General features: G+C 71.5%; 21 protein-coding genes and 1 tRNA gene. 10 read left to right on the forward strand and 12 right to left on the reverse strand.

Translation table 11 applies throughout. The features are described from left to right. Nucleotides 1-57 precede the first annotated feature (57 nt). On the reverse strand, nt 58-1299 hold the full coding sequence (locus CKY28_RS09900) for an MFS transporter (protein ID WP_095998596.1): 1242 nt from the start codon (nt 1297-1299) through the stop codon (nt 58-60). A gap of 41 nt (nt 1300-1340) precedes the next feature. Continuing rightward, the gene (locus tag CKY28_RS09905; protein ID WP_095998158.1) at nt 1341-1682 is read right to left on the reverse strand and encodes an antibiotic biosynthesis monooxygenase family protein; all 342 of its coding nucleotides are present in this window, start codon (nt 1680-1682) and stop codon (nt 1341-1343) included. A 107-nt stretch (nt 1683-1789) separates the two neighbouring features. Between CKY28_RS09905 and CKY28_RS09910 the strand changes: the two genes are divergently transcribed. Further along, a complete protein-coding gene (locus CKY28_RS09910; RefSeq protein WP_095998159.1) occupies nt 1790-2404 on the forward strand; it encodes a class I SAM-dependent methyltransferase in 615 nt (204 codons plus the stop codon). Between the two features lie 256 nt (nt 2405-2660). Here CKY28_RS09910 and CKY28_RS09915 read toward each other — a convergent pair whose 3' ends face one another. Next, entirely contained in the window at nt 2661-3869 is a 1209-nt protein-coding gene (locus CKY28_RS09915) for a phospholipase D-like domain-containing protein (protein ID WP_095998597.1), read from the reverse strand. Nucleotides 3870-3996: 127 nt separating this feature from the next. On the opposite strand from CKY28_RS09915, the gene rpoZ reads away from it, so the two are divergent. After that, complete coding sequence (gene rpoZ / locus CKY28_RS09920) at nt 3997-4338, forward strand: DNA-directed RNA polymerase subunit omega (RefSeq protein ID WP_095998160.1); 342 nt, start codon at nt 3997-3999, stop codon at nt 4336-4338. Between the two features lie 324 nt (nt 4339-4662). Here rpoZ and CKY28_RS09925 read toward each other — a convergent pair whose 3' ends face one another. Then, nucleotides 4663-5337 (reverse strand): RlmE family RNA methyltransferase, encoded by a 675-nt coding sequence (locus CKY28_RS09925; RefSeq protein ID WP_095998161.1) that lies wholly within the window; start codon nt 5335-5337, stop codon nt 4663-4665. Next, the gene (locus CKY28_RS09930; RefSeq protein ID WP_176473044.1) at nt 5334-6389 is read right to left on the reverse strand and encodes a Ppx/GppA phosphatase family protein; all 1056 of its coding nucleotides are present in this window, start codon (nt 6387-6389) and stop codon (nt 5334-5336) included. Before CKY28_RS09930 ends, CKY28_RS09925 begins: the two co-directional genes overlap by 4 nt. A 169-nt stretch (nt 6390-6558) precedes the next feature. On the opposite strand from CKY28_RS09930, the gene CKY28_RS09935 reads away from it, so the two are divergent. Continuing rightward, nucleotides 6559-6632 (forward strand) — tRNA-Gln (locus CKY28_RS09935). A 12-nt stretch (nt 6633-6644) separates the two neighbouring features. On the opposite strand, the gene CKY28_RS09940 is transcribed toward CKY28_RS09935, so the two are convergent. Both CKY28_RS09940 and CKY28_RS09945 read right to left on the reverse strand, forming a co-directional pair. Continuing rightward, nucleotides 6645-6995: a PilZ domain-containing protein gene (locus CKY28_RS09940; RefSeq protein WP_176473045.1), complete on the reverse strand. Its 351-nt coding sequence runs from the start codon at nt 6993-6995 to the stop codon at nt 6645-6647. 108 nt (nt 6996-7103) lie between these two features. After that, the gene (locus tag CKY28_RS09945) at nt 7104-7691 is read right to left on the reverse strand and encodes a TlpA family protein disulfide reductase (protein WP_095998164.1); all 588 of its coding nucleotides are present in this window, start codon (nt 7689-7691) and stop codon (nt 7104-7106) included. A 16-nt stretch (nt 7692-7707) separates the two neighbouring features. Between CKY28_RS09945 and argH the strand changes: the two genes are divergently transcribed. The 7 genes from argH (at nt 7708) to CKY28_RS09980 (ending at nt 14892) form a co-directional block, all read left to right on the forward strand. After that, the gene (gene argH / locus CKY28_RS09950; protein WP_095998598.1) at nt 7708-9075 is read left to right on the forward strand and encodes an argininosuccinate lyase; all 1368 of its coding nucleotides are present in this window, start codon (nt 7708-7710) and stop codon (nt 9073-9075) included. Then, nucleotides 9072-9305 (forward strand): hypothetical protein, encoded by a 234-nt coding sequence (locus tag CKY28_RS09955; RefSeq protein ID WP_095998165.1) that lies wholly within the window; start codon nt 9072-9074, stop codon nt 9303-9305. Before argH ends, CKY28_RS09955 begins: the two co-directional genes overlap by 4 nt. Then, the gene (gene lysA / locus CKY28_RS09960) at nt 9305-10561 is read left to right on the forward strand and encodes a diaminopimelate decarboxylase (protein ID WP_095998166.1); all 1257 of its coding nucleotides are present in this window, start codon (nt 9305-9307) and stop codon (nt 10559-10561) included. The genes CKY28_RS09955 and lysA overlap by 1 nt, the downstream gene beginning before the upstream one ends. Before the next feature lie 174 nt (nt 10562-10735). Beyond that, nucleotides 10736-11446: a precorrin-2 dehydrogenase/sirohydrochlorin ferrochelatase family protein gene (locus CKY28_RS09965; RefSeq protein ID WP_095998599.1), complete on the forward strand. Its 711-nt coding sequence runs from the start codon at nt 10736-10738 to the stop codon at nt 11444-11446. Beyond that, nucleotides 11443-12399 (forward strand): CorA family divalent cation transporter, encoded by a 957-nt coding sequence (locus CKY28_RS09970; RefSeq protein ID WP_095998167.1) that lies wholly within the window; start codon nt 11443-11445, stop codon nt 12397-12399. Before CKY28_RS09965 ends, CKY28_RS09970 begins: the two co-directional genes overlap by 4 nt. 46 nt (nt 12400-12445) lie before the next feature. Next, on the forward strand, nt 12446-14395 hold the full coding sequence (locus CKY28_RS09975; protein WP_095998168.1) for a S9 family peptidase: 1950 nt from the start codon (nt 12446-12448) through the stop codon (nt 14393-14395). Further along, nucleotides 14392-14892 carry a hypothetical protein gene (locus CKY28_RS09980; RefSeq protein WP_141243902.1) on the forward strand — a complete coding sequence of 167 codons (501 nt, stop codon included), beginning with the start codon at nt 14392-14394 and terminating at the stop codon, nt 14890-14892. The genes CKY28_RS09975 and CKY28_RS09980 overlap by 4 nt, the downstream gene beginning before the upstream one ends. On the opposite strand, the gene CKY28_RS09985 is transcribed toward CKY28_RS09980, so the two are convergent. From CKY28_RS09985 to CKY28_RS10005, 5 genes are all read right to left on the reverse strand, one after another. Beyond that, the gene (locus CKY28_RS09985; RefSeq protein WP_245841752.1) at nt 14889-15308 is read right to left on the reverse strand and encodes a flagellar export chaperone FliS; all 420 of its coding nucleotides are present in this window, start codon (nt 15306-15308) and stop codon (nt 14889-14891) included. The two genes, CKY28_RS09980 and CKY28_RS09985, sit on opposite strands and share 4 nt — an antisense overlap. After that, nucleotides 15287-16765, reverse strand: a complete 1479-nt coding sequence (gene fliD / locus CKY28_RS09990; protein WP_095998170.1) for a flagellar filament capping protein FliD — start codon at nt 16763-16765, stop codon at nt 15287-15289. Before fliD ends, CKY28_RS09985 begins: the two co-directional genes overlap by 22 nt. Before the next feature lie 53 nt (nt 16766-16818). After that, complete coding sequence (locus CKY28_RS09995; RefSeq protein WP_095998171.1) at nt 16819-17946, reverse strand: EscU/YscU/HrcU family type III secretion system export apparatus switch protein; 1128 nt, start codon at nt 17944-17946, stop codon at nt 16819-16821. After that, the gene (gene fliR / locus CKY28_RS10000; protein WP_095998172.1) at nt 17946-18719 is read right to left on the reverse strand and encodes a flagellar biosynthetic protein FliR; all 774 of its coding nucleotides are present in this window, start codon (nt 18717-18719) and stop codon (nt 17946-17948) included. Before fliR ends, CKY28_RS09995 begins: the two co-directional genes overlap by 1 nt. 176 nt (nt 18720-18895) lie before the next feature. After that, nucleotides 18896-19168: a flagellar biosynthetic protein FliQ gene (locus CKY28_RS10005; RefSeq protein WP_095998173.1), complete on the reverse strand. Its 273-nt coding sequence runs from the start codon at nt 19166-19168 to the stop codon at nt 18896-18898. Nucleotides 19169-19172: the final 4 nt, after the last annotated feature.

Consider the following 19172-nt stretch of genomic DNA (forward strand, 5'->3'; position numbering starts at 1 on the left):
CCCCTCCACCAGCTACGCTGGTCCCCCTCCCCCGCCGTGGGCGGGGGAGGAATTAGGCTACCGCAGCACCCGCCACGCGTACGCCATCAGCGCCGCGCACCCCGCGCCCGCGATCCAGTAGGGCAGCGCGTGGTCGAGCTCGTACAGCGCGATGCCGATGCTGGGGCCGAGCACGAAGCTCGCGCCGTTGACGCTCGTCACCTTGCCCGCGACCGAGCCTTGCGCCTCCGGTCCCACCGCCAGCGATGCGCCCGCGGTGAAGCCGGGGCGGACGAAGCCGAACCCCAGGCACGCCAGCGCGAAGGCCACCGCGATGCCGTAGAGCGTGCCGGCGAGCCCGAGCAGCGCCGATCCCACCGCGGCCACTGCCAGCCCGGCGAGCACGAGCTGGCGTGGTTTCAGGTTCAGGAGCGGGATGATGCCCCATTGCGCCAGCAGCGCCGCGCCCGAGCCCATGATGAGGACGAGCCCCGTCGGCTGGAGCGCCTGGGCGGGGGCGAGGTTCAACCGGTCGATGACAAGGAAGCCGATCGCCTGGCCGCCCATCGCCTGGGCATGGCCCATGATCAGCCCGACGATCACCCAGGCGCGGATACGAGGGTCGAAATAGCCGACGGGCTCGGGCGCCTGCACCTCCTCGCGCGCGACGGACGCGCGCACGGTGGCACCCGTGGGCTGGCCGCCGATCGAAGGGTAGGAACTCATCGAGCCGCGCCCCTCCGCGCCCGCCGGCCGGTCGTCGGGCAGGATCCGCCGAACGGCGAAATAGACGAGCACGCCGAACGCGGCCCCGATGAACGCGGGGCCCGCCAGCCCGATCTCGACCGCGCCGACGTCGCCCAGCACCAAGTACGGCGCGACCGCCGGCCCGACGATCGTGCCGAGCCCGAAGGCGGAGGCGAGAAGCGTCAACGCGCGCGTCCGCTCCTCACGCGTGGTCGACCCCGCCACGAGCGCCTGGACGGCGGGCGGGGCGGCCGCGCCGAAGCTGCCGTAGATGAGCCTTCCTAAGATGAAGAGCAGGAACGCCGCCGTCCCGCCGATCCAGCCGTTGATCCCCGCCACCAGGAAGACGCCGCAGATGAGCAGCGAGAAGACGAACCCGCCCATCCCCGTCAGGATCATCGCGCGCCGGCCGTGCCGGTCGGAGCGGTTGGCCCAATAGGGCGCGAAGATCACCCAGAGCAGCGCCGAGACCGAAAAGGCGGCGGCGACCGCGCTGTCGGGCACGCCGAGCGACCGGCCGAGCGCGGGGAGCACCGACTGCAGCGCGGTGTTGCCCGCCGCGATCGTCAGCATGACGGTGAACAGGACGAGGAAGCGGCGGTCGACGGCCGCGCTCACGCCTCGCGCTCCCAGACGTAGCTGCGCTCCACGCGCGCGACGTCGACCCGGTAGTTGCTGTACCAGCGCGCGCGGCCGAGCTCGCGCACCGCCGCGTGCTCCGGGTGGTCGCGCCAGGCGATCGCGGAGGCGTCGTCGGCCCACCAGCTGATCGTGACGCCCATCCCGTCGGGTCCGCGCACGCTGTCGATCCCGCGATAGCCGGGCTGGGCGGCGGCGAGCCGGTCCATCGCCTCGGCTGCGGCGGCGTAGCCCGCTTCGTCCGCGCCGTTGCGCGTCGATTGGAAGATCACCGCGACGGTTCCGATGCGGGACGGTCCGAGGCGGTCGGGGAGCATGGGGCGGGCATACGCGCTGGGACCTCCCACGCAACCCTCCCGCTTGAACAACGTTCACGAAAATGTGACGGGCGGATTCCGTGTCCGAGACAGCGAAAAGGAGCCTCATGCCGCAATCCGCCGGAACCGCGCTGCTCAAGCGCCGCAGACCCGCGGGCGTGCCGACGCCCTGGGGCATGTTCCTCCAGGGCTTCATCAAGCACCCGGTAATGGTGGGGTCGATCATCCCCTCGTCCGACCGGCTGATCGCCAAGATGCTGCGGCGGGTAGATTGGGCGGACTGCAAGGTCTTCGTCGAATATGGGCCGGGGGTGGGCACCTTCTGCCGCCCGATCCTGGAGCGGATGGCGCCGGACGCGCAGCTGATCGCGATCGACACGAACGAGGACTTCATCAGCTACCTGCGCCACACGATCGTCGACAGCCGCTTTTCCGCGGTGCACGGGTCGGCGGCGGACGTGGAGGAGATCGTGCGCGGGCACGGGCATGCGCATGCCGACTACGTACTGTCGGGCCTGCCCTTCTCGACGCTGCCGCCGGGCGTGGGGCCGGCGATCGCGTCCGCCACGCAGCGCGTGATCCGACCTGGCGGGGCGTTTCTGGTGTACCAGTTCTCGCCGAAGGTCCGAGACTTCATTGCGCCGCATTTCGAGCGGATCGAGCATGATATGGAGTGGTGGAACGTGCCGCCCGCGCAGCTGTATTGGGCGCACAAGGATTAGGCTCGGCTACGCCCGAGCCGGTGCGCGAGGCGAAGCCTAGCGCAAATCCTACGCGCGGCCGGCGGGGCTACAGCCCCGTCCGACGGCGCGGCTTTGCCGCGGCGCTGACGAGAGCGCATCCCCCGCGGCTTGCTCTGCAAGCCGGCTCCGGTCGGCGACAAGCCCCCGGCTTGTCGCTGATCGACCTACGCCCCCCTCCACCAGCTTCGCTGGTCCCCCTCCCCTGCTGTGAGCGGGGGGGGGGGGGGAAACTGGATTACTCGCCCGGTCCTAGGTTGAGCCCCCGCGACACGCTCGGGTCCACCACGCCCACCAACAAATACGCCAGGAACTGCCGCACGCGCGTCACCGGGCCGGTGCGCTCCTTGTAGCGCTCCGCCGTGACCTCCTCCGACCGCGCGATCTCGCCGTCGACATAGGCGCGGACATGGGCCGCGAAGGCGGGGTCCTCCACGCGCAGCATCAACTCCAGGTTGATGAACAGGCTGCGCATGTCGAAGTTTGCCGAGCCGATATGGACCGCGTCGTCGACGACGTAGAGCTTGGTGTGGAGCTTGGCGGGCTGGTATTCGAAGATGCGCACGCCCTTCCTGAGCAGGCCCGCATAGGTGAAGCGCGCCGCCTGGACGGTGGCGGTGTTGTCCGACTTGGCGGCGGTGACGACGCGCACCTCGCGGCCTCGGCGGCCCGCGCGGTCGAGGCGGCGGAGCATGGTGGGGGAGGGGGTGAAATACCCCGCGACGATATCGATCCGGTGCGCGCGGCGCATGTCGGCACGCACGCTGCGCGCCCAGGGCGAGAGCCGCCGCGTCGGCCCGCCGATCAGCCAGCGCAAGCGCCCCTGCTTCTCGCTCCATCGCCGGAGCGCGCGGTTGAGCTGGCGCAGGCGCGCGCGCGGCTCGCGAACCCAAGCCTCGAGCCCGTCGAAATAGCCCTGGAGCCGCCCGGCCGCGGGGCCCTCGACGAGAAGGCCCAGGTCGCGCCAGCAGGCGGACGGGTCGTCGCCAAAATAACCGTCCTCGACGTTGAAGCCGCCGACGATGATGCTGGGCCGCGACTGTTCGGCGTCGGCGAGCGCGAGCTTCTGGTGATTGCGGAGCAGGTAGCGGCGGCCGAAGCGCGGCTGGAAGAAGCAGACGGACGCGCCCGCGTCGCGCAGCGGCTCGAAAAAGGCGCTGGGCGCTTCGGAGCCGAACCCGTCGATGATCACCTTCACGTCGACCCTGCGCCGGGCGGCGGCGGCCAGCGCGTCGCGCACCTCGCGGCCGGACGCGTCGTCGGCGTAGATGTAGAACAGGATGCGCAAGGACCGCTTCGCGCCGCGGATGAGCCGGAGCAGCGCGTCGAACCGCGCGGCTCCGGTGGTCAGCAGCGTCAGCCGGTTGCCGTCGACGGTGAAGCGGGGCTCGTCCGACCCGATATGCCGGCCCCGACCGGGCGCGAACGCGACATGCTCAGCGTGCATCAACTCGCCGAACGCGCGGCGGTCGCCTATGTTGCCGGAGCGCATGGGGGCGTTTTCCTTGACTTTTCGAGGCGTCGCCGCTAGCTGCCCGCCTTTCCCGTTTCGTTACTAGCGAGGTCTCCCGCCCATGGCGCGCGTCACCGTCGAGGATTGCGTCGACAAGGTTCCCAACCGGTTCGACCTGGTGCTGTTCGCCGCCCAGCGCGCGCGGCAGATCTCCGGCGGCGCGGAGCTGACGATCGACCGCGACCGCGACAAGAACCCGGTGGTCGCGCTCCGCGAGATTGCCGACGAGACGGTCCGGCCGGACCAGCTGGAGGACGGCATCGTCCAGTCGCTCCAGCGCGTGCAGATCGACGACGAGGACGAGGCGGACGCGCTGGGGTCGCTTTCGGCCTCGGCGGAGGCGTTGCGCCTTACCGCCGCTGCTCCGCCGCGGAACCAGAATATGGGTGGGGATTACGAATGAGGCCCGAGCTTAGCGCGAAGCGCTAAGCGAGGATCAGCCGAACTCCGGCCGGCGACCGCGCGAGCTCGTCCTCGCGCGAGTCGTCCGACGACGCGGCTTCGCCGCGGCACTTCTCCATTGACGGCAGCTCCCGCGCCGGCTGCTGATTAGTTCACGCGAAGACGCAAAGGCGCGAAAAGAACATGTGCGGCGCTGCGGGTGTGCTTACCCGGTGATGGCGGCGAGTCGGGTAGTACGACGCGGCTTCGCCGCGGCGCTGCGGCGACGGTCGGTCCAAGCCCGCAAGCATTCCGTGACTGGACCCCGGCCTTCGCCGGGGAGGAGTCAAGCGGAGGTTGGCTCCTCCTGGCCCTTGAACCCCTGCGCGATCACGTACCATTCCGAGCTATCCTTGCGACTAGCCGGCGGCTTCGCATGCTTCACCGTCGCGAACCGCCGCTTCAGCTCCGCCACCAGCCCATGGTCGGCACCCCCCGCCAGCACCTTCGCCACATACGCGCCGCCCGGCCGCAGCACGTCGCAGGCGAAGGCCATGCCCGCCTCCACCAGCGCCATGGTGCGCAGGTGGTCGGTCTGCGGGTGGCCCACCGTGTTCGCGGCCATGTCGGACAGCACCAGGTCCGCTTGGCCGCCCAGCGCCTCCTGCAATAGCTCCGGCGCGCGGTCGTCCATGAAGTCCATCTGCAGGATTGTGACGCCGTCGAGCGGGTCGACGGGCAGCAGGTCGATGCCGACCACCGCAGCACCCGGCGCGGCCTTGCGCACGACCTGGCTCCAGCCGCCCGGCGCCAGCCCCAAGTCGACGACGCGGCGCACGCCCTTGAGCAACCCGAACCGCTCGTCGAGCTCGATGAGCTTGTACGCCGCGCGGCTGCGATAGCCCTCCGCCTTGGCGCGGCGGACATAGGGGTCGTTCAGCTGGCGCTCGAGCCAGCGCGTCGACTGGGCCGATCGCCCGCGCGCGGTGCGTACCCGCTGGCGTCCGCCGCTGCTTCTCATGGTTTCGGCGTTCCCATCAATCGGCGTAAGATGCCCTCGCGGATACCGCGGTCGGCGATGCCGAGGCGCTCGGCGGGCCAGAGGTCGAGGATCGCCTCCAGGATCGCGCAGCCCGCCACCACCAGGTCGGCGCGCTCGGAGCCGATGCAGGGGAACTTCGCGCGCTCGGGGACCGACATGCCCGACAGCTCGGTGCTGATCGCCCGCATCGCCTGGGCGGGCACGATCAGCCCGTCCACCAGCGCGCGATCGTAATGGTCGAGGCCGAGGTGCACGGAGGCGAGCGTCGTCACCGTGCCGCTGGTGCCGAGCAGCCGCGGGCGGGTCGGCGAGGCGGGCAGGCGCGCGACGAACGGCGCGAAGCTCTCCCGCACCAGCTCGCGCATATGGGCGTAGGCGGCGAGCCGCTCCGCCCGGTCGCCGCCGCCGCCCGCGCTCTCCGTCAGCGACACGACGCCCCAGGGCGCGGAATGCCAGTCGAGCACGCTCGGGCCGGCGGCGTCCGCGTCGATCAGCACGAGCTCGGTCGACCCGCCGCCGATGTCGAACACGAGCGCGGGACCGTCGCCGGGCTCCAGGAGCGCATAGCAGCCGAGCACGGCGAGCCGCGCCTCCTCCTCCGCCGAGATGATGTCGAGGTGGATGCCCGTCTCCCGCCGCGCGCGCTCGATGAACTCCGGGCCGTTGGCGGCGCGGCGGCACGCTTCGGTAGCGACCGAGCGCGCAAGCGCGACGTTGCGGCGGCGCAGCTTGTCGGCGCAGACGCGGAGCGCCGCGATGGTGCGCTCGATGGCGTCGTCGGAGAGCCGGCCGGTCAGCGCCAGCCCTTCGCCCAACCGCACGATGCGCGAGAAGGCGTCCACCACCGCGAAACCCGAGCCTTGCGGGCGCGCGATCAGGAGGCGGCAGTTGTTGGTACCGAGGTCGAGGGCGGCGTAGTGCCGCGGCTCGGCGCGCGGGCCCCGGTCCCGCTCGTCGCGGGCGGGCCGGTCGGGGGCCGAACGGGCGGGCGCGGGCGCCTGCCGGTACGGCATCGCGGGTCGATCCCCCATGCCGTGTCGATCCAATCGTTCTTGTTCTTCCGTCGCGGGCGGACCCGCTCGGTGCCTGGGCCCTAGCTAGCGAGGATGCCGGTCCGGAACAAGGGCGGGGCGGGCGATCGCGGGCCCGGTTCGAGACGCTTGACCCGCCCCGACGCCCGGCCTATCTGCGCCCGCCTGTTGCCCCGTCGTCTAACGGCAAGACTACGGACTCTGACTCCGTCAATCGTGGTTCGAATCCACGCGGGGCATCCAAGCCACCCGATCTCAGCGCGTTATCGGTCCCGTTCGGCGACCCGCTTCCGCGACGGCGGCGGTCTGTGCGGCGACGATGGTCGATACCTGGGCGTCGGTCAGCGGCATGCGGAACTGGACGCCGAAGCGGCGATCCTCCGTCCACATCACCTGGGCGGTGCGCGGCGCGCCGTCGAGCATGAGCTGGACGGTGTCGCCGGGCCGCGGCGGCTCGGCGGCGTGGACCAGCGCGCCCGTGGCCGACACGTCGAGCAGGTGCGCGCGGCGGCCCGCGCCCGCCGCGTCGCGCAGCTCGGTCGGCTGGAACAGCTTGCTGCGCGGCTTCCCGCGCAACCGCCGCACGTCGTCTTCGCGGTCCGTCACGATATCTCCCCCAATCCGCGGGCAGGAAGCCACGAACCGGTGGATTGATCCACCAGAAATCTTTCCAACTTGGCGATAACGTATCTGGTTAGCGCAGCTTAACCTGCGTCAGGCCGCCTCGGCGATGGCGCGGGCGGCCTCGGGCGAGTTCCATTCATAGGCGCCGAGCCGCCGCCAGACCTCGCGCCCTTGCGCGTCGTAGAGGATGGTCGCGGGCAGGTTGACGCCGTAGGCGGTGCTGAGCCCGACCTCCGGATCGAGATAAGGCTGGAGGTGGCGGAAGCCGCGGGACGCGAAGAAGGGCCGCACCTTGGCCGCGCCGTCCAGGTCCTGGCTGACCGTGAGCACGCGCACCCGGTCGCCGAGCGCGCCCGCGGCCGCGTCGAGCGTCGGCATCTCCGCGACGCAGGGCGCACACCAGGTGGCCCACAAATTCACCAGCAGGGGCTTGCCGCGGAAGTCGGCGAGGCGGACGGGCTTGCCGTCGGGCGCGGTAAAGGCGACGTCCGGCGCGGCCTCGCCCTTGCGGCTCCGGTCGAAGGCGCCCGACTTGGGCGCGGAGGCCGGTGCGGGGGCGCTCGCGACCTCGTCCGACGCTACGCTGTTCGCTTGTGCGGGCGCTTGCGTCTCTTTATCGCAGCCGGCGGCGACCAGCGCCGATCCCAGGAGAAGAACGACGCCCGGGCGTGACGACATTGGCGGCTCCAACATGATGTGGGGCGGGCGCTTCGAAGGCGGCCCGGCGGCGGTGATGCGCGAGATAAACGCGTCGCTCCCCTTCGACAAGCGCATGTGGCGGCAGGACGTGGCGGGCAGCCTGGCGCACGCCGCCATGCTGGGCGCGCAAGGCATCATCGCGGACGAAGACGCGGCGGCAATCAATCGCGGGCTTCGCGAAGTCGCGGCCGATTACGAGCGCGACGGCGTGCCGGACGACCTCGCGTTGGAGGACATCCACATGCTGACCGAGGCGCGGCTGGCCGAGAAGATCGGCCCCGCCGCCGGCCGCCTCCACACGGCGCGCTCGCGCAACGACCAGGTCGCGACTGACTTCCGCCTCTGGGTGCGCGACGCGATCGACGAGACGCTGGCCGCGATTGCGCGGCTCCGGGCGGCGCTGCTCGCGCGGGCGGAGGAGCATGCGGCGAGCGTCATGCCCGGCTTCACGCACCTCCAGTCCGCGCAGCCGGTGACGCTGGGCCACCACCTCATGGCGTATCACGAGATGGCGGGGCGCGACGCGAGCCGGTTGCGCGACGCGCGGGCGCGCATGAACCTGTGCCCGCTGGGAAGCGCGGCGCTGGCGGGGACGGGGTTCCCGATCGACCGGCACGCCACGGCGGCGGCGCTCGGTTTCGACGGGCCGACGCGCAACTCGCTCGACAGCGTCTCCGACCGCGACTTCGCGCTCGACTATCTCCAGGCGGCGGCGCAATGCGCGCTCCACCTGTCGCGACTGGCGGAGGAGTTCGTGCTCTGGGCGTCGCAGCCCTTCGGCTTCGTCTCGCTCTCGGACCAGTGGTCGACGGGCAGCTCGATCATGCCGCAGAAACGCAACCCCGACGCGGCCGAGTTGGTGCGCGGGCATGCGGGGCGGATCGTCGGCGCGTGCACGAGCCTGATGATCACCATGAAGGGTCTGCCGCTCGCTTATTCCAAGGACATGCAGGACGACAAACCGCCCGTGTTCGAAGCGCACGACCTGTTGGCCCTGTCGCTCGCGGCGATGACGGGCATGGTCGAGAGCGCGACGTTCCGGACCGAGCGGATGCGCGAGGTGGCGGAGAGCGGCTTCTCGACCGCGACCGACCTCGCCGACTGGCTGGTGCGCGAGGCGGGCGTGCCGTTCCGCGAAGCGCACCACGTCACCGGCCGCGCGGTGGCGGCCGCCGAGCGGGCAGGCGTCAAGCTCCACGAGCTGCCGATGGCCGAGCTCCAGGCGATCGACGCGCGGATCGGCGAGGGCGTGTACGAGGTGCTCTCGGTTGACGCGTCGGTCCGCAGCCGGCGCAGCTACGGCGGCACAGCGCCCGATCAGGTCCGCGCCCGCATCGCCGAAGCTAGGGAGCAGCAGTCGTGAAGCATCGCATCCTCCTGCTCGCGCTTCCGCTCCTCGGCTGCGGCTCGGCGGCCGAGCTCCGCCCCGCGCCGGGCGACGCGCTGCCCGTGGCGCCCTATGGCGCGAACGCGACGCCGACGCCCGAACAGCTCCTCACCCCCACCACCCAGCAGCGCCCCGAGCGCTCCACCGAGCTGCTCCGCCGCTCGGAGGAGCGGCGCTCGGACGAGTTCGACCTGCCGCCCGAATAATGGACCACTTCCACTATCGCGACGGCGTCCTCCACGCGGAAGACGTAGCCCTGACCCGCATCGCCGACGAGGTAGGGACGCCCGTCTACGTCTACTCGGCCGCGACCTTCCGCCGCCACGCGCGCGTGTTCCGCGAGGCCTTCGCGGGGCTGCCCGACGTGCACCTCGCCTATGCGATCAAGGCGAACCCGAACCTCGCCGTGCTGCGCCTGCTGGCCAGTGAGGGCTACGGCGCGGACGTGGTGTCCGGCGGCGAGATGGCGCGCGCGCTCGCGGCGGGCGTGCCCGCGGCGGGCGTCGTCTTCTCGGGCGTCGGCAAGACGCCGGGCGAGCTCGCGGCGGGGTTGGACGCCGGGATCGGCCAGTTCAACCTGGAGCTGGAGGAGGAAGGCGAGGTGCTCGCCGACCTCGCCCATTCGCGCGGGGTCCGCGCGCCCGCGGTGCTGCGCGTCAACCCGGACGTGGACGCCGGCACGCACGCCAAGATCTCGACGGGTAAGCGCGAGAACAAGTTCGGCGTCGCGATCAGCGAAGCGCCCGCCATGTTCGCGCGGCTGGCGGCACGGCCGGGTCTCGACCTTCGTGGCGTCGCCATCCATATCGGCAGCCAGCTCGCCGACCTCGCGCCGCTCGAAGCCGCGTACCGTCGCATCGGCGAGCTCGTCGCCGAGCTCCGGCGCGCCGGCCACCGCATCACGCGCGTCGACCTCGGCGGCGGGTTGGGCGTACCCTACCGCCACGACGACATACTCCCGCCCCCGGCTGCGCTCGGCGAAATGGTCGCGCGGGTCACCAAGGGCTGGGACGTGCAGCTCCAGTTCGAGCCCGGCCGCGTCATCGCAGGCAATGCGGGCGTGCTCTTGACGCGCGTCGTATGGGTGAAGCCCGGCGTCGCGCACCCTTACGTCATCGTCGACGCGGCGATGAACGACCTGGCGCGGCCCGCGCTCTACGACGCATACCACGAGTTCATCGCGGTCGAGCCCGGCGGCGAGCGCATGACCGCCAACATCGCCGGCCCCGTGTGCGAGTCGGGCGACACCTTCGCGATGGGTCGCGAGATGAACCGCGTCGCGCGCGGCGACCTCGCCGTGTTCCGCACCGCGGGCGCGTATGGCGCGACCATGGCGTCGACCTACAACAGCCGCGCGCTCGTGCCCGAGGTGCTCGTCGACGGCGACCGCTACGCCGTCGTCGCCGACCGTATCCTGCCCGAGACGATCATGGCCGCCGAGCGCGTGCCGGACTGGCTCTGACCCTCCCGCGACGCTTCGACCCTCCCGTTCGTTTCGAGCCTGGTCGAGAAACGGGTTCGGGCGTGATCCCTGGAGCGTTTCTCGACTGAGCTCGAAACGAACGGAAGGAGGGTAGGTGGAGTGGAAGGCTGGGGTAGTTTGCCGGTCTGGATCCGCACCGATCGCCGCCCGGTGATGCTGCTGGGCGAGGGCGAGGCGGCGGACGCCAAACGCCGGTTGCTGGAACGCGCGGGTGCTGCAGTGGTGGGCGAGGAGGGTAACGCACGTCTCGCAGTGATCGCGATCGAGGACGAGGCGGAAGCGCTGGCTGCCGTCGAGCGCCTTCGCGCGCGCGGGCTGCTCGTCAACGCCGTCGACCGGCCGGAGCTGTGCGACTTCACGCTGCCCGCGGTCGTCGACCGCGCGCCCGTGCTCGTCGCGATCGGCACGGGGGGCGTGTCGGCGGGGTTGGCGGCGGCGCTCCGGCAGCGGCTGGAAGCGTTGATCCCCGCCGGTCTCGGCGAGCGGGCCCGCGCGCTGTTCGTCGCCCGCGACTCCTTACGCGCGCGCTTCCCCGATCCCGCCGCGCGCCGCCGCGCGCTGGGGGCCGCGATGGCGCCGGGCGGGCCGCTCGACCCGTTGGGGGAGGGCGATGCGGAAGCGTGGCTCGCCGACCCGGAGCCCGCCGAACCCGCGTCGCTCCGCATCATGCTCGCCAGCCCCGACCCCGACGACCTGACGCTTCGCCAAGCGCGCGCGCTGGCGAACGCGGACCGGCTATATTACCGTCCGGGCGTGCCGCCCGCGATCCTCTCCCGCGCCCGCGCCGACGCCGAGCGCATCGCCACCGACCGTCCGCCCGCCGCCGGCGTGTTCCTGGAGATGGCCCCGGAGACGGCGGCGTGAGCGGCTTCGCCTACCGCGTCGACCGCGAGCATGTGGAGCGCATCGACATCCATCACGCGCTCACCTGCGACCGGGGCGAGCTCGTCTGGGTGCATCTGACCACGGGCGACGACCGCGCGCGCAAGTGGCTGACCGAGCGCGCGGCGCTATCCGACTATGTCGTCGACGCGCTCACCGCCGCGGAGACGCGACCGCGCTGCGACCAGTTCGAGGACGGCGCGCTCGTCAACCTGCGCGGCCGCTCCGACGAGGAGCTGGGCGCGGGCGACCCGCTCGCCTCCGTCCGCATCTGGGCGACCAAGGGCCACGTCTTCTCCGTGACGCGCCGACGCCTGTCCGCGCTGGCCGAGGTCGAGCGCTGCGTGGAAGGGGGCAAGATCCACGATCCCGGCGACCTCATCGCCGAGTTCGCCACCGCCATCACCGCCGACCTGGACCCGGAGGTCGCCGACCTCGGCGACCGGCTCGACGCCTGCGAGGAGGGGCTGAACCAGGGCAAGATCTTCGAGCTGCGCCAGACCGTGAACCGCGTCCGGTCGGAGGCGATCGGGTACCGCCGCTTCCTCAACCCCCAGCGCGCCGCGATCGAGAAGCTGGCGGGCCTGCCCGGCCACTGGATCGAGCCCGACGACCGCCTCCACCTCACCGCCGCCGCGGACCGCGCCGCGCGCATGGCCGAGGAGCTGGAGGCGATCCGCGAGCGTTCCGCGCTGGTCCACGACGCCTTGACCGACATGCGCGCGGAACAGCTCGACCAGCGCGGGCTCGAGCTGTCGGTCGCGGCGCTCGTGTTCCTGCCGCTGACCTTCATCACCGGGCTCTACGGCATGAACGTCGAGGGGCTGTGGTTCGCCGACCGGCCCTGGGCGTTCAACGCCATCGTCGGGCTGTGCGCGGTGATCGCCGTCGCCATCACCGGCTGGTTTCTGCGCAAGAAGTGGGTTTCGCGCTGACGGGCGCGGCCGCTATCCTGGCGCGACCGAGACGAGGGGAAGAACCATGAAGCGCCTGTTCACCGCCTGCGCCCTGCTGATCGCACCGCCGCTCGGCGCGCAGGAGACCGCGCCGCCCCCGCCGCCCGCCTGGCCGCACGAGGCCGACATCCCCAAGCCCAAACCGGTCAGCGTACCGCTGGCGGGCACCGCGACCGACGACCCCACGCGCTACTTCCTGGCGAACGGCCCGAGCGCCGGCGCGCTGTCGCCCGACGGCGAGCGGCTCGCATACATCAGCCGCGTCACCGGCCAGCCGCAGGTCTGGGTCGTGGACGCCGCCGGCGGGAGCCCGCGCCAGCTCACCTTCGGGCTGGGCGTCGACGGCATGAGCTGGACGCCCGACGGCCAGGGGCTGATGTACGTCGCCGACAAGGGCGGCGACGAGCGCTACGGCTTCTACTGGGTCAGCGCCGACGGCACGCGGGAGCGCGTGCTGGTGCCGCCCAGCGCCGCCTTCACAATGCCCGGCGACTACACCGCCGACGGCCGCGGCCTCGTCTACGCCACCACCGCGCGCGACGGGAAGAGCTTCGACCTCCACGTCGCCGCGCTCGACGGCTCGGGCTCGCGGCCGGTCCGCCAGGGCCGCATGGGCTACTACCCCAGCCAGGTGCAGCCGAACGGCACGCTCGCGATCGTGTCCGAATCGCGCGGCGAGACGGGGCAGGACGTGTACCTGGTCGACCTCGCGACGGGGTCAGAGCGGACGCTGTTCAAGCCTCGCCAGGCTTCCGCCTACCGCTCCTTCGCCTGGACGCCGGACGGGCGTGGTTTCTACATGGTTACCGACCAGGACCGCGACTTCCAGGCGCTGGCGCATCACGACCTCGCTTCGGGGCGCACTCGGATCGTCGAAGCGCCCGCGCACGACGTGCGGAGCGTCGCGGTCAGCCCCGACGGCCGCTTCCTCCTCTGGACGACCGACGAGGGCGGCGTGCACCGCCTCCACGCGCGCGACCTGCGCGACGGGCGCGACCTGCCCGCGCCCCCGCTGCCCGCGGGCCTGCTCTCCGCCGAGTTCGCGCGCGGCGCGCCCGTCGCCCATATCGAGGTGAGCGGACCGCGCACGCCCGGCGAGCTATGGGTGTGGGACCTCGCATCAGGCCGGTCGCGCCGCGTCGTCGAGCCCAACGCCGCCGGCCTGGACCTCGCCGCCATGGTCGAGCCGCGGCTCGTCACCTTTCCCGCCCGCGACGGCGTGCGGCTGTCCGGGCTGCTCTACGAACCGCGCGACGTCGCCGGCCGCGCGCCCGTCTACCTTCAGCTCCACGGCGGCCCGTCGGCGCACGCCGGCGCTTACTGGCAACCCTCGACGCAGTATCTGCTGGCGCAGGGCGTGGCCGTGCTCGACTTCAACTATCGCGGCTCGACGGGGGCGGGAAAGAAGCACTCGCACCTCAACGACTTGCGGGAGCGCGGCAAGGAGATCGACGACGTCGTCGACGCGGTCCGCTGGATTGGGCGGCAGCCGGGGCTCGACGGCGCGCGCGTGGCGGTGGGCGGCGGATCTTATGGCGGCTACCTCACCAACGCGCTGATGGGCCGCCACCCCGACCTGTTCGCCGCAGGCGTCAGCCAGGTGGGCGTCGCCGACTGGGTCGCGAACCTGGAGCGCGCCTCGCCCCAGCTCCAGGCGTCCGACCGCCTGGAATATGGCGACGTCCGCGATCCCGCCGACCGCAAGTTCCTCCAGTCCCTGTCGCCGATGAACTGGGTCGCGAAGATCAGGCGTCCCTTCCTGGTCCAGGTCGGCGCCAACGATCCGCGCAACGGCCCGCAGGAGCAGGACGCGTTCGTCACCGCCATCCGCGACGCGGGCGGGCAGGTGATCTACCGCCGTTACCCGGACGAGGGCCACGGCATCGTCAACCTCCCCAACATCCTCGACTGGAACCGCACCAAGGCCGCCTTCCTGGTCGAGCATCTCCGGCCGCGGCGGACCGCGGCGCGTTGAACGGGGAGGGCTGCTCGTACCGGCGTCGCCTGCGCGCCTTTCAGGCGATGCGGGGCGATCCGCCCGATCCCGGTTTCATCGCCGATCTCGAGTTCCTGGAGAACCGTGACCTCGACCTCTCGGTCCGCCTGGGCGCGATGCTGGCGTTCAACGCGCTGGTGATCACGGTCGGCACCCACCCGGTCTCCGCCTCGCCCGGCGCGCCGCTCAGCGTCGACGCGGCGACGCAGCCCTGGCTGACGCTCGCCAGCCTGGCCGGCATCGCGCCGGTGGTCGTGTCGAGCTATCTGTGCCTGCGCGCGATCTTGGTGGGCGAGGAGTTCGACGCGGAAGGGTTGGACGGCGACGAGGCGCTCCGGCAGCGCCTGTTCGCGAGCTTCGTCCACTCCATCGACGCGCAGGGCCGCCGGCTCCGGCGCGCGGTGCGCTGGACGATTGCGGGCGGGGTCGCGACCATGATCGTCTGGGCCGCGATCCTCTCCGTGAAGATGGGCTAGGCCGCCAGGCTAGCCCAGGCGCCGGCGATCTCGCCTAAGTCGGCGGCGACCTCGCGGAAGGGGGCGGGGTCGTCCTCCAGGCTCGCGGCGAGCACCTGGCGGCGCGCGCCGGCGTAGACGGTCGCCAGCGTGCGCGACACGTCGCCGCCCGCCTCGAAATCGAGCCCGGCCTCCAGCGCGAACAGGATGGCGGTGGCGCGCGTCACGCGCTCGCTCTTGACCCCGCGGTTGCGCGCCTCCGCGGCGAAGGCGGCGCCGCGCAAGGAGGCGATGAGCTCCTCGTAGAGCAGGCGCACCAGCCCCGCGCCGTTCGCCGCCTGCGCGGCGCGGCCGGCCACGTCGATGCGGCGATAGGTGCGCTCGGGATCGGAGAGCGCGGCGCAGGCGTAGGCGATCACTGGTCGCTGCGGTTCCACGCCTTGATCTGGTTCTCCATGAACGTCATGGTCGATTTGTACGCCGCGACGCGCGCGTCCATGCCGGAGAACTGGCGGGTCAGCCGCTCGCGCATCTGCTCGGCCTGCTCCGTCGCCCGCTCGCGTTCCTGCTCCAGCCGCGTCTTCTGCTGACCATAGGTCTGGGCCGACGCGTCCAGCCCCGTCCTGAAGCCTATCGCCTTGGTGGGCGCCACGCGCTCGGCGATCAGGTTGAGCTGCGCGGACAGCCCGTCGGTCGAGCCGGTCCTGGGCGGCGCGAAGATCGCCTCCACCGCTTCCGGATAGTCCGCCAGCGCCTTGGCGAGCCGCGCGGAGTCGACCACGAGCGAGCCGTCGCGCTGCGTGGCGACGCCCAGGTCCGCCAGCGTGCGCGGCGCGCCGGCCCGGCCCTCCGGGATCAGCGCGGCGGTGGTCAGCCGTGCGAGGTCGCGCTGCAACGCCTCCACCGCACCGTCCATCCGGAGCGCGCCCGTGAACGGGTCGTTCTGGTCGCGGACGATCCCGAGCATCTCGTTGTACGCGTCCACGAAGTTGGTCACGCCCTCGCTCAACGAGGACGACGCCCGTTTCGCGGAGATCTCGACCGGCGCGGTCGTGGCCGACAGGAGCTCCAGCTTGATGCCCGGCACGAGGTCGGTGATCGTGTTGGAGGGGCGCCGGTACTGCACGCCTTCCAAGGTCACGATCGCGTCCTGCCCGCGCACGCCCGTATAGGCGCCCTCGGAGGACGGGGTGACGCCCGTGTCGACCGTGAAGCCCCTCAGCGTCTCGCCGTTGTTGACGTAACCGGGGTCGAACAGCGTCGGCGCGCGGTTGGGCGTGTCGGTCGCCTGGACGGTGAACGCCTTGTCGGCGCCGTCGCTGCTCTTCAGGACCAGGCGGGAGCCGGCCCCGTCGGCGACGAGGGTGGCGGTGAGCCGGCCGGCGAGACCGGCGTCGGCGTTGATCTGATCCGCGACGTTCTGGAGCGTCCGGCCCGGCGCGATCGTCAGCGTCACCTCCTGCGGCGCGGCCTCGGTCCCGGCGCCGGTGAAGCTGATCTTGAGCGTGCCTTCCTTGAACGTGGTCGCGGCGGCGTAGCTCTTGTTGGTCGTCGAAGCCTGGGCGGAGGCGAGCTGGACCACGCCCACCGCGGTTTCCATGTCCTTCAGCGTCGCGCCGGGCAGCGTCGAGACCGCGACGGCGTTCGGGTTCGCGCTGATGGGCTGGGTCGCCAGCGAGCCGCCGGAGACGAGGGCCTTCAACGCGCTGTTGAAGCCGGTGATCGCGCTGCGGATCGTGGAAATGCCGGAGATCTGCGCCTCCAGCTTCTCCTCGCGGCGCGTGAACTCCTTGGTCTTGACGCTGAACTGCGCGTCGACGAGCGACGTGACCAGCGCGCCCAGGTCGATGCCGGAGCCGGAGCCCAGGACCTTGGTGATCGATTCGACGGCCATGCGCTTGTCCCCCGGGGTGTTCTGAAGAGGATACGGCCGCGGCCGCGCGGACTTTAGTGAGGCGTGCCGTTCTCGTCGAAGCGCGCGGTCGGCGGCACCTCGATCGGCGGCAGGGCCGCGCCGCCGCCCGCCGCCTCGTCCAGCTGGAACACGAAGGCGAGCACGGTGGCGATGGCCAGGTACAGGTCGTCGCGGACCTCCTGGCCCTCGCGGCTGGTGTAGTAGACGGCGCGGGCCAGCGCGGGTGCCTCGAGCACGGGCACCGCCGCTTCTTTCGCGATCTCGCGGATGGAGAGCGCGGTCGCGCCCCGTCCCTTGGCGACGACGACCGGCACTTGGTCGCGCCCGCGGTCGTAGCGGAGCGCCACGGAGAAGTGCGTAGGGTTGGTGAGCACGACGTGCGCCTCCGCGACCGCCTTCCGCGCGCCGCCGCGCAGGATCTCGTAGCGGCGCTGGCGCTGGTGCGCCTTGGCTTCGGGCGAGCCCTCGGTCTGCTTGTGCTCGTCCTTGACCTCCTGCTTGGTCATGCGGAGCTTCATCATGCGGCGGATGGCGGAGAGCGGCACGTCGAAGCCGGCGATAAGCACGAGCCCGAACGCCATGGCGACGAGCACGCCCGTCAGCATGCCGCCCAGCGCGTCCACCGCTTGGGTAAGCTCCGACGAGCTCAGGCCCCGCGTCGTGTCGACGATGCCCGACAGCGTCCACCAGCCGATCGCGCCCAGGAGCACGACCTTGAGCAGCGACTTTCCGAGCTCGATCCAGCCGTTCATGCCGAACATGCGCTTCAGGCCGGACAGCGGATTGATGCGGTTGCCCTTGGGGGCCAGCAGCTTGGCGTTCCAGCCGAGCGAGCCCAGGCCCGCCTGGCTCGCCACCGCGGCGGCGATCGAGACGGCGAAGAGGCTTCCGAGCGCGGGCAGCAGTCGCCAGCCGGCTTCGGCGAGCGGTCGCCAGGGCGAGAAGTCCTCGACGTCGGCGCGGCCGAACTGCAGGCTGGCGGTCATCACGCCCTTGCACGCGGCCATGAGCGAAGGCCCGAACAGCGCGATCCAGCCCACGCCCGCCATCATCACCAGCGCGGTCGCGAACTCGCGCGATTTGAGAATATCGCCCTTCTCGACCGCGTCCCGTACGCGTTTCTGTGTCGGGACTTCCGTCCGATCGCCGCCCTCCGACATCAGCCGAGCACCAGCTTATCGGCGGCGGACAGGCTTTCGCGGACGATGACGACCATGTAGTCGCCCATCGCCGGGAACGAGATGGCGAGCGCGACGACGCCGACGGCGAGGCTCATCGGCAGGCCGACCGCGAACAGGTTCAGCGACGGCGCGGAGCGCGAGATCATGCCGACGACCAGGTTGAGCGCGAGCAGCAGGAAACCGACGGGCAGCGCCAGCAGCAGGCCGGCCACGAACGCGTAGCCGCCGAAGATCGCGATCGCCTGCAGCCGCTCCGCGCCCATCCAGGCCTGGCCGGGGGGAAGGGCGGCGTAGCTCCTCACGATCATGTCGACGAGCACGAGGTGGCCGTCGAGCGACAGGAACAGGAGCGTCAGCATGATCGTGAAGAACTGGCCCAGCGCGGGGCTGGAGCGGCCGTTCTGCGGGTCGACCGACTGCGCGAAGCCCAAACCCATCGACCCGCCGATCAGCTCGCTCGCGATGAGCGGCGCGGCGAAAGCGATCTGGAGGATGAAGCCGATGGCGAGGCCGACCAGCGCCTCCGCCGCCACGCTGATGAACGTCGCCAGCCCGAACAGCTGCGCGGGCGGGGTCACCGGGTGGACGCCCAGCACCAGCACGCCCACCGCGCCCGACAGCGCCACGCGCACCGGCAGGGGCACGCCGACCGCGCCGAACACGGGAGCCGCGACGAAAGCTGCGCCCACGCGCACCATCACGAAGACGAGCGCCCAGAGCTGGGGTTCGATGGAGAGGCCGAAGCCGAGCATGACTCAGGTCGATAATGTACGGGTCGCCACGTCCACCTCAGCACCGTCACCCCGGGCTTGACCCGGGGTCCACGCGCGGCACTTCGATTCGCGAAGGTCATCCGTGAACGAGGGGACGCGCGTGGATGCCGGATCAAATCCGGCATGACGGCGAGAGGAGGCGGCGAAGGGAGAGGTCACCGAACCAAATCCGGAATCCGCTCGTAGATGCCCAGCGTGAAGTCGCTGAGCAGGCCCAGGATCAGCCCGCCGAAGATCATGATGGAGAACGCCACCACGACGAGCTTGGGCACGAAGGACAGCGTCTGCTCGTTGATCGAGGTCGCGGCCTGCACCATGCCCAGGATCAGGCCGGCGAGGAGCGCGGGGATCAGGATCGGGGCGGCGGCGAGCGCCAGCACCCACATCGTCTGGTTGGCGACGGTGAGGAAGTAATCGGCGTCGACCACGGCG

This window comes from Sphingomonas lenta (genome assembly GCF_002288825.1).
In the GTDB taxonomy this organism is placed as follows: Bacteria; Pseudomonadota; Alphaproteobacteria; order Sphingomonadales; family Sphingomonadaceae; genus Sphingomonas; species Sphingomonas lenta.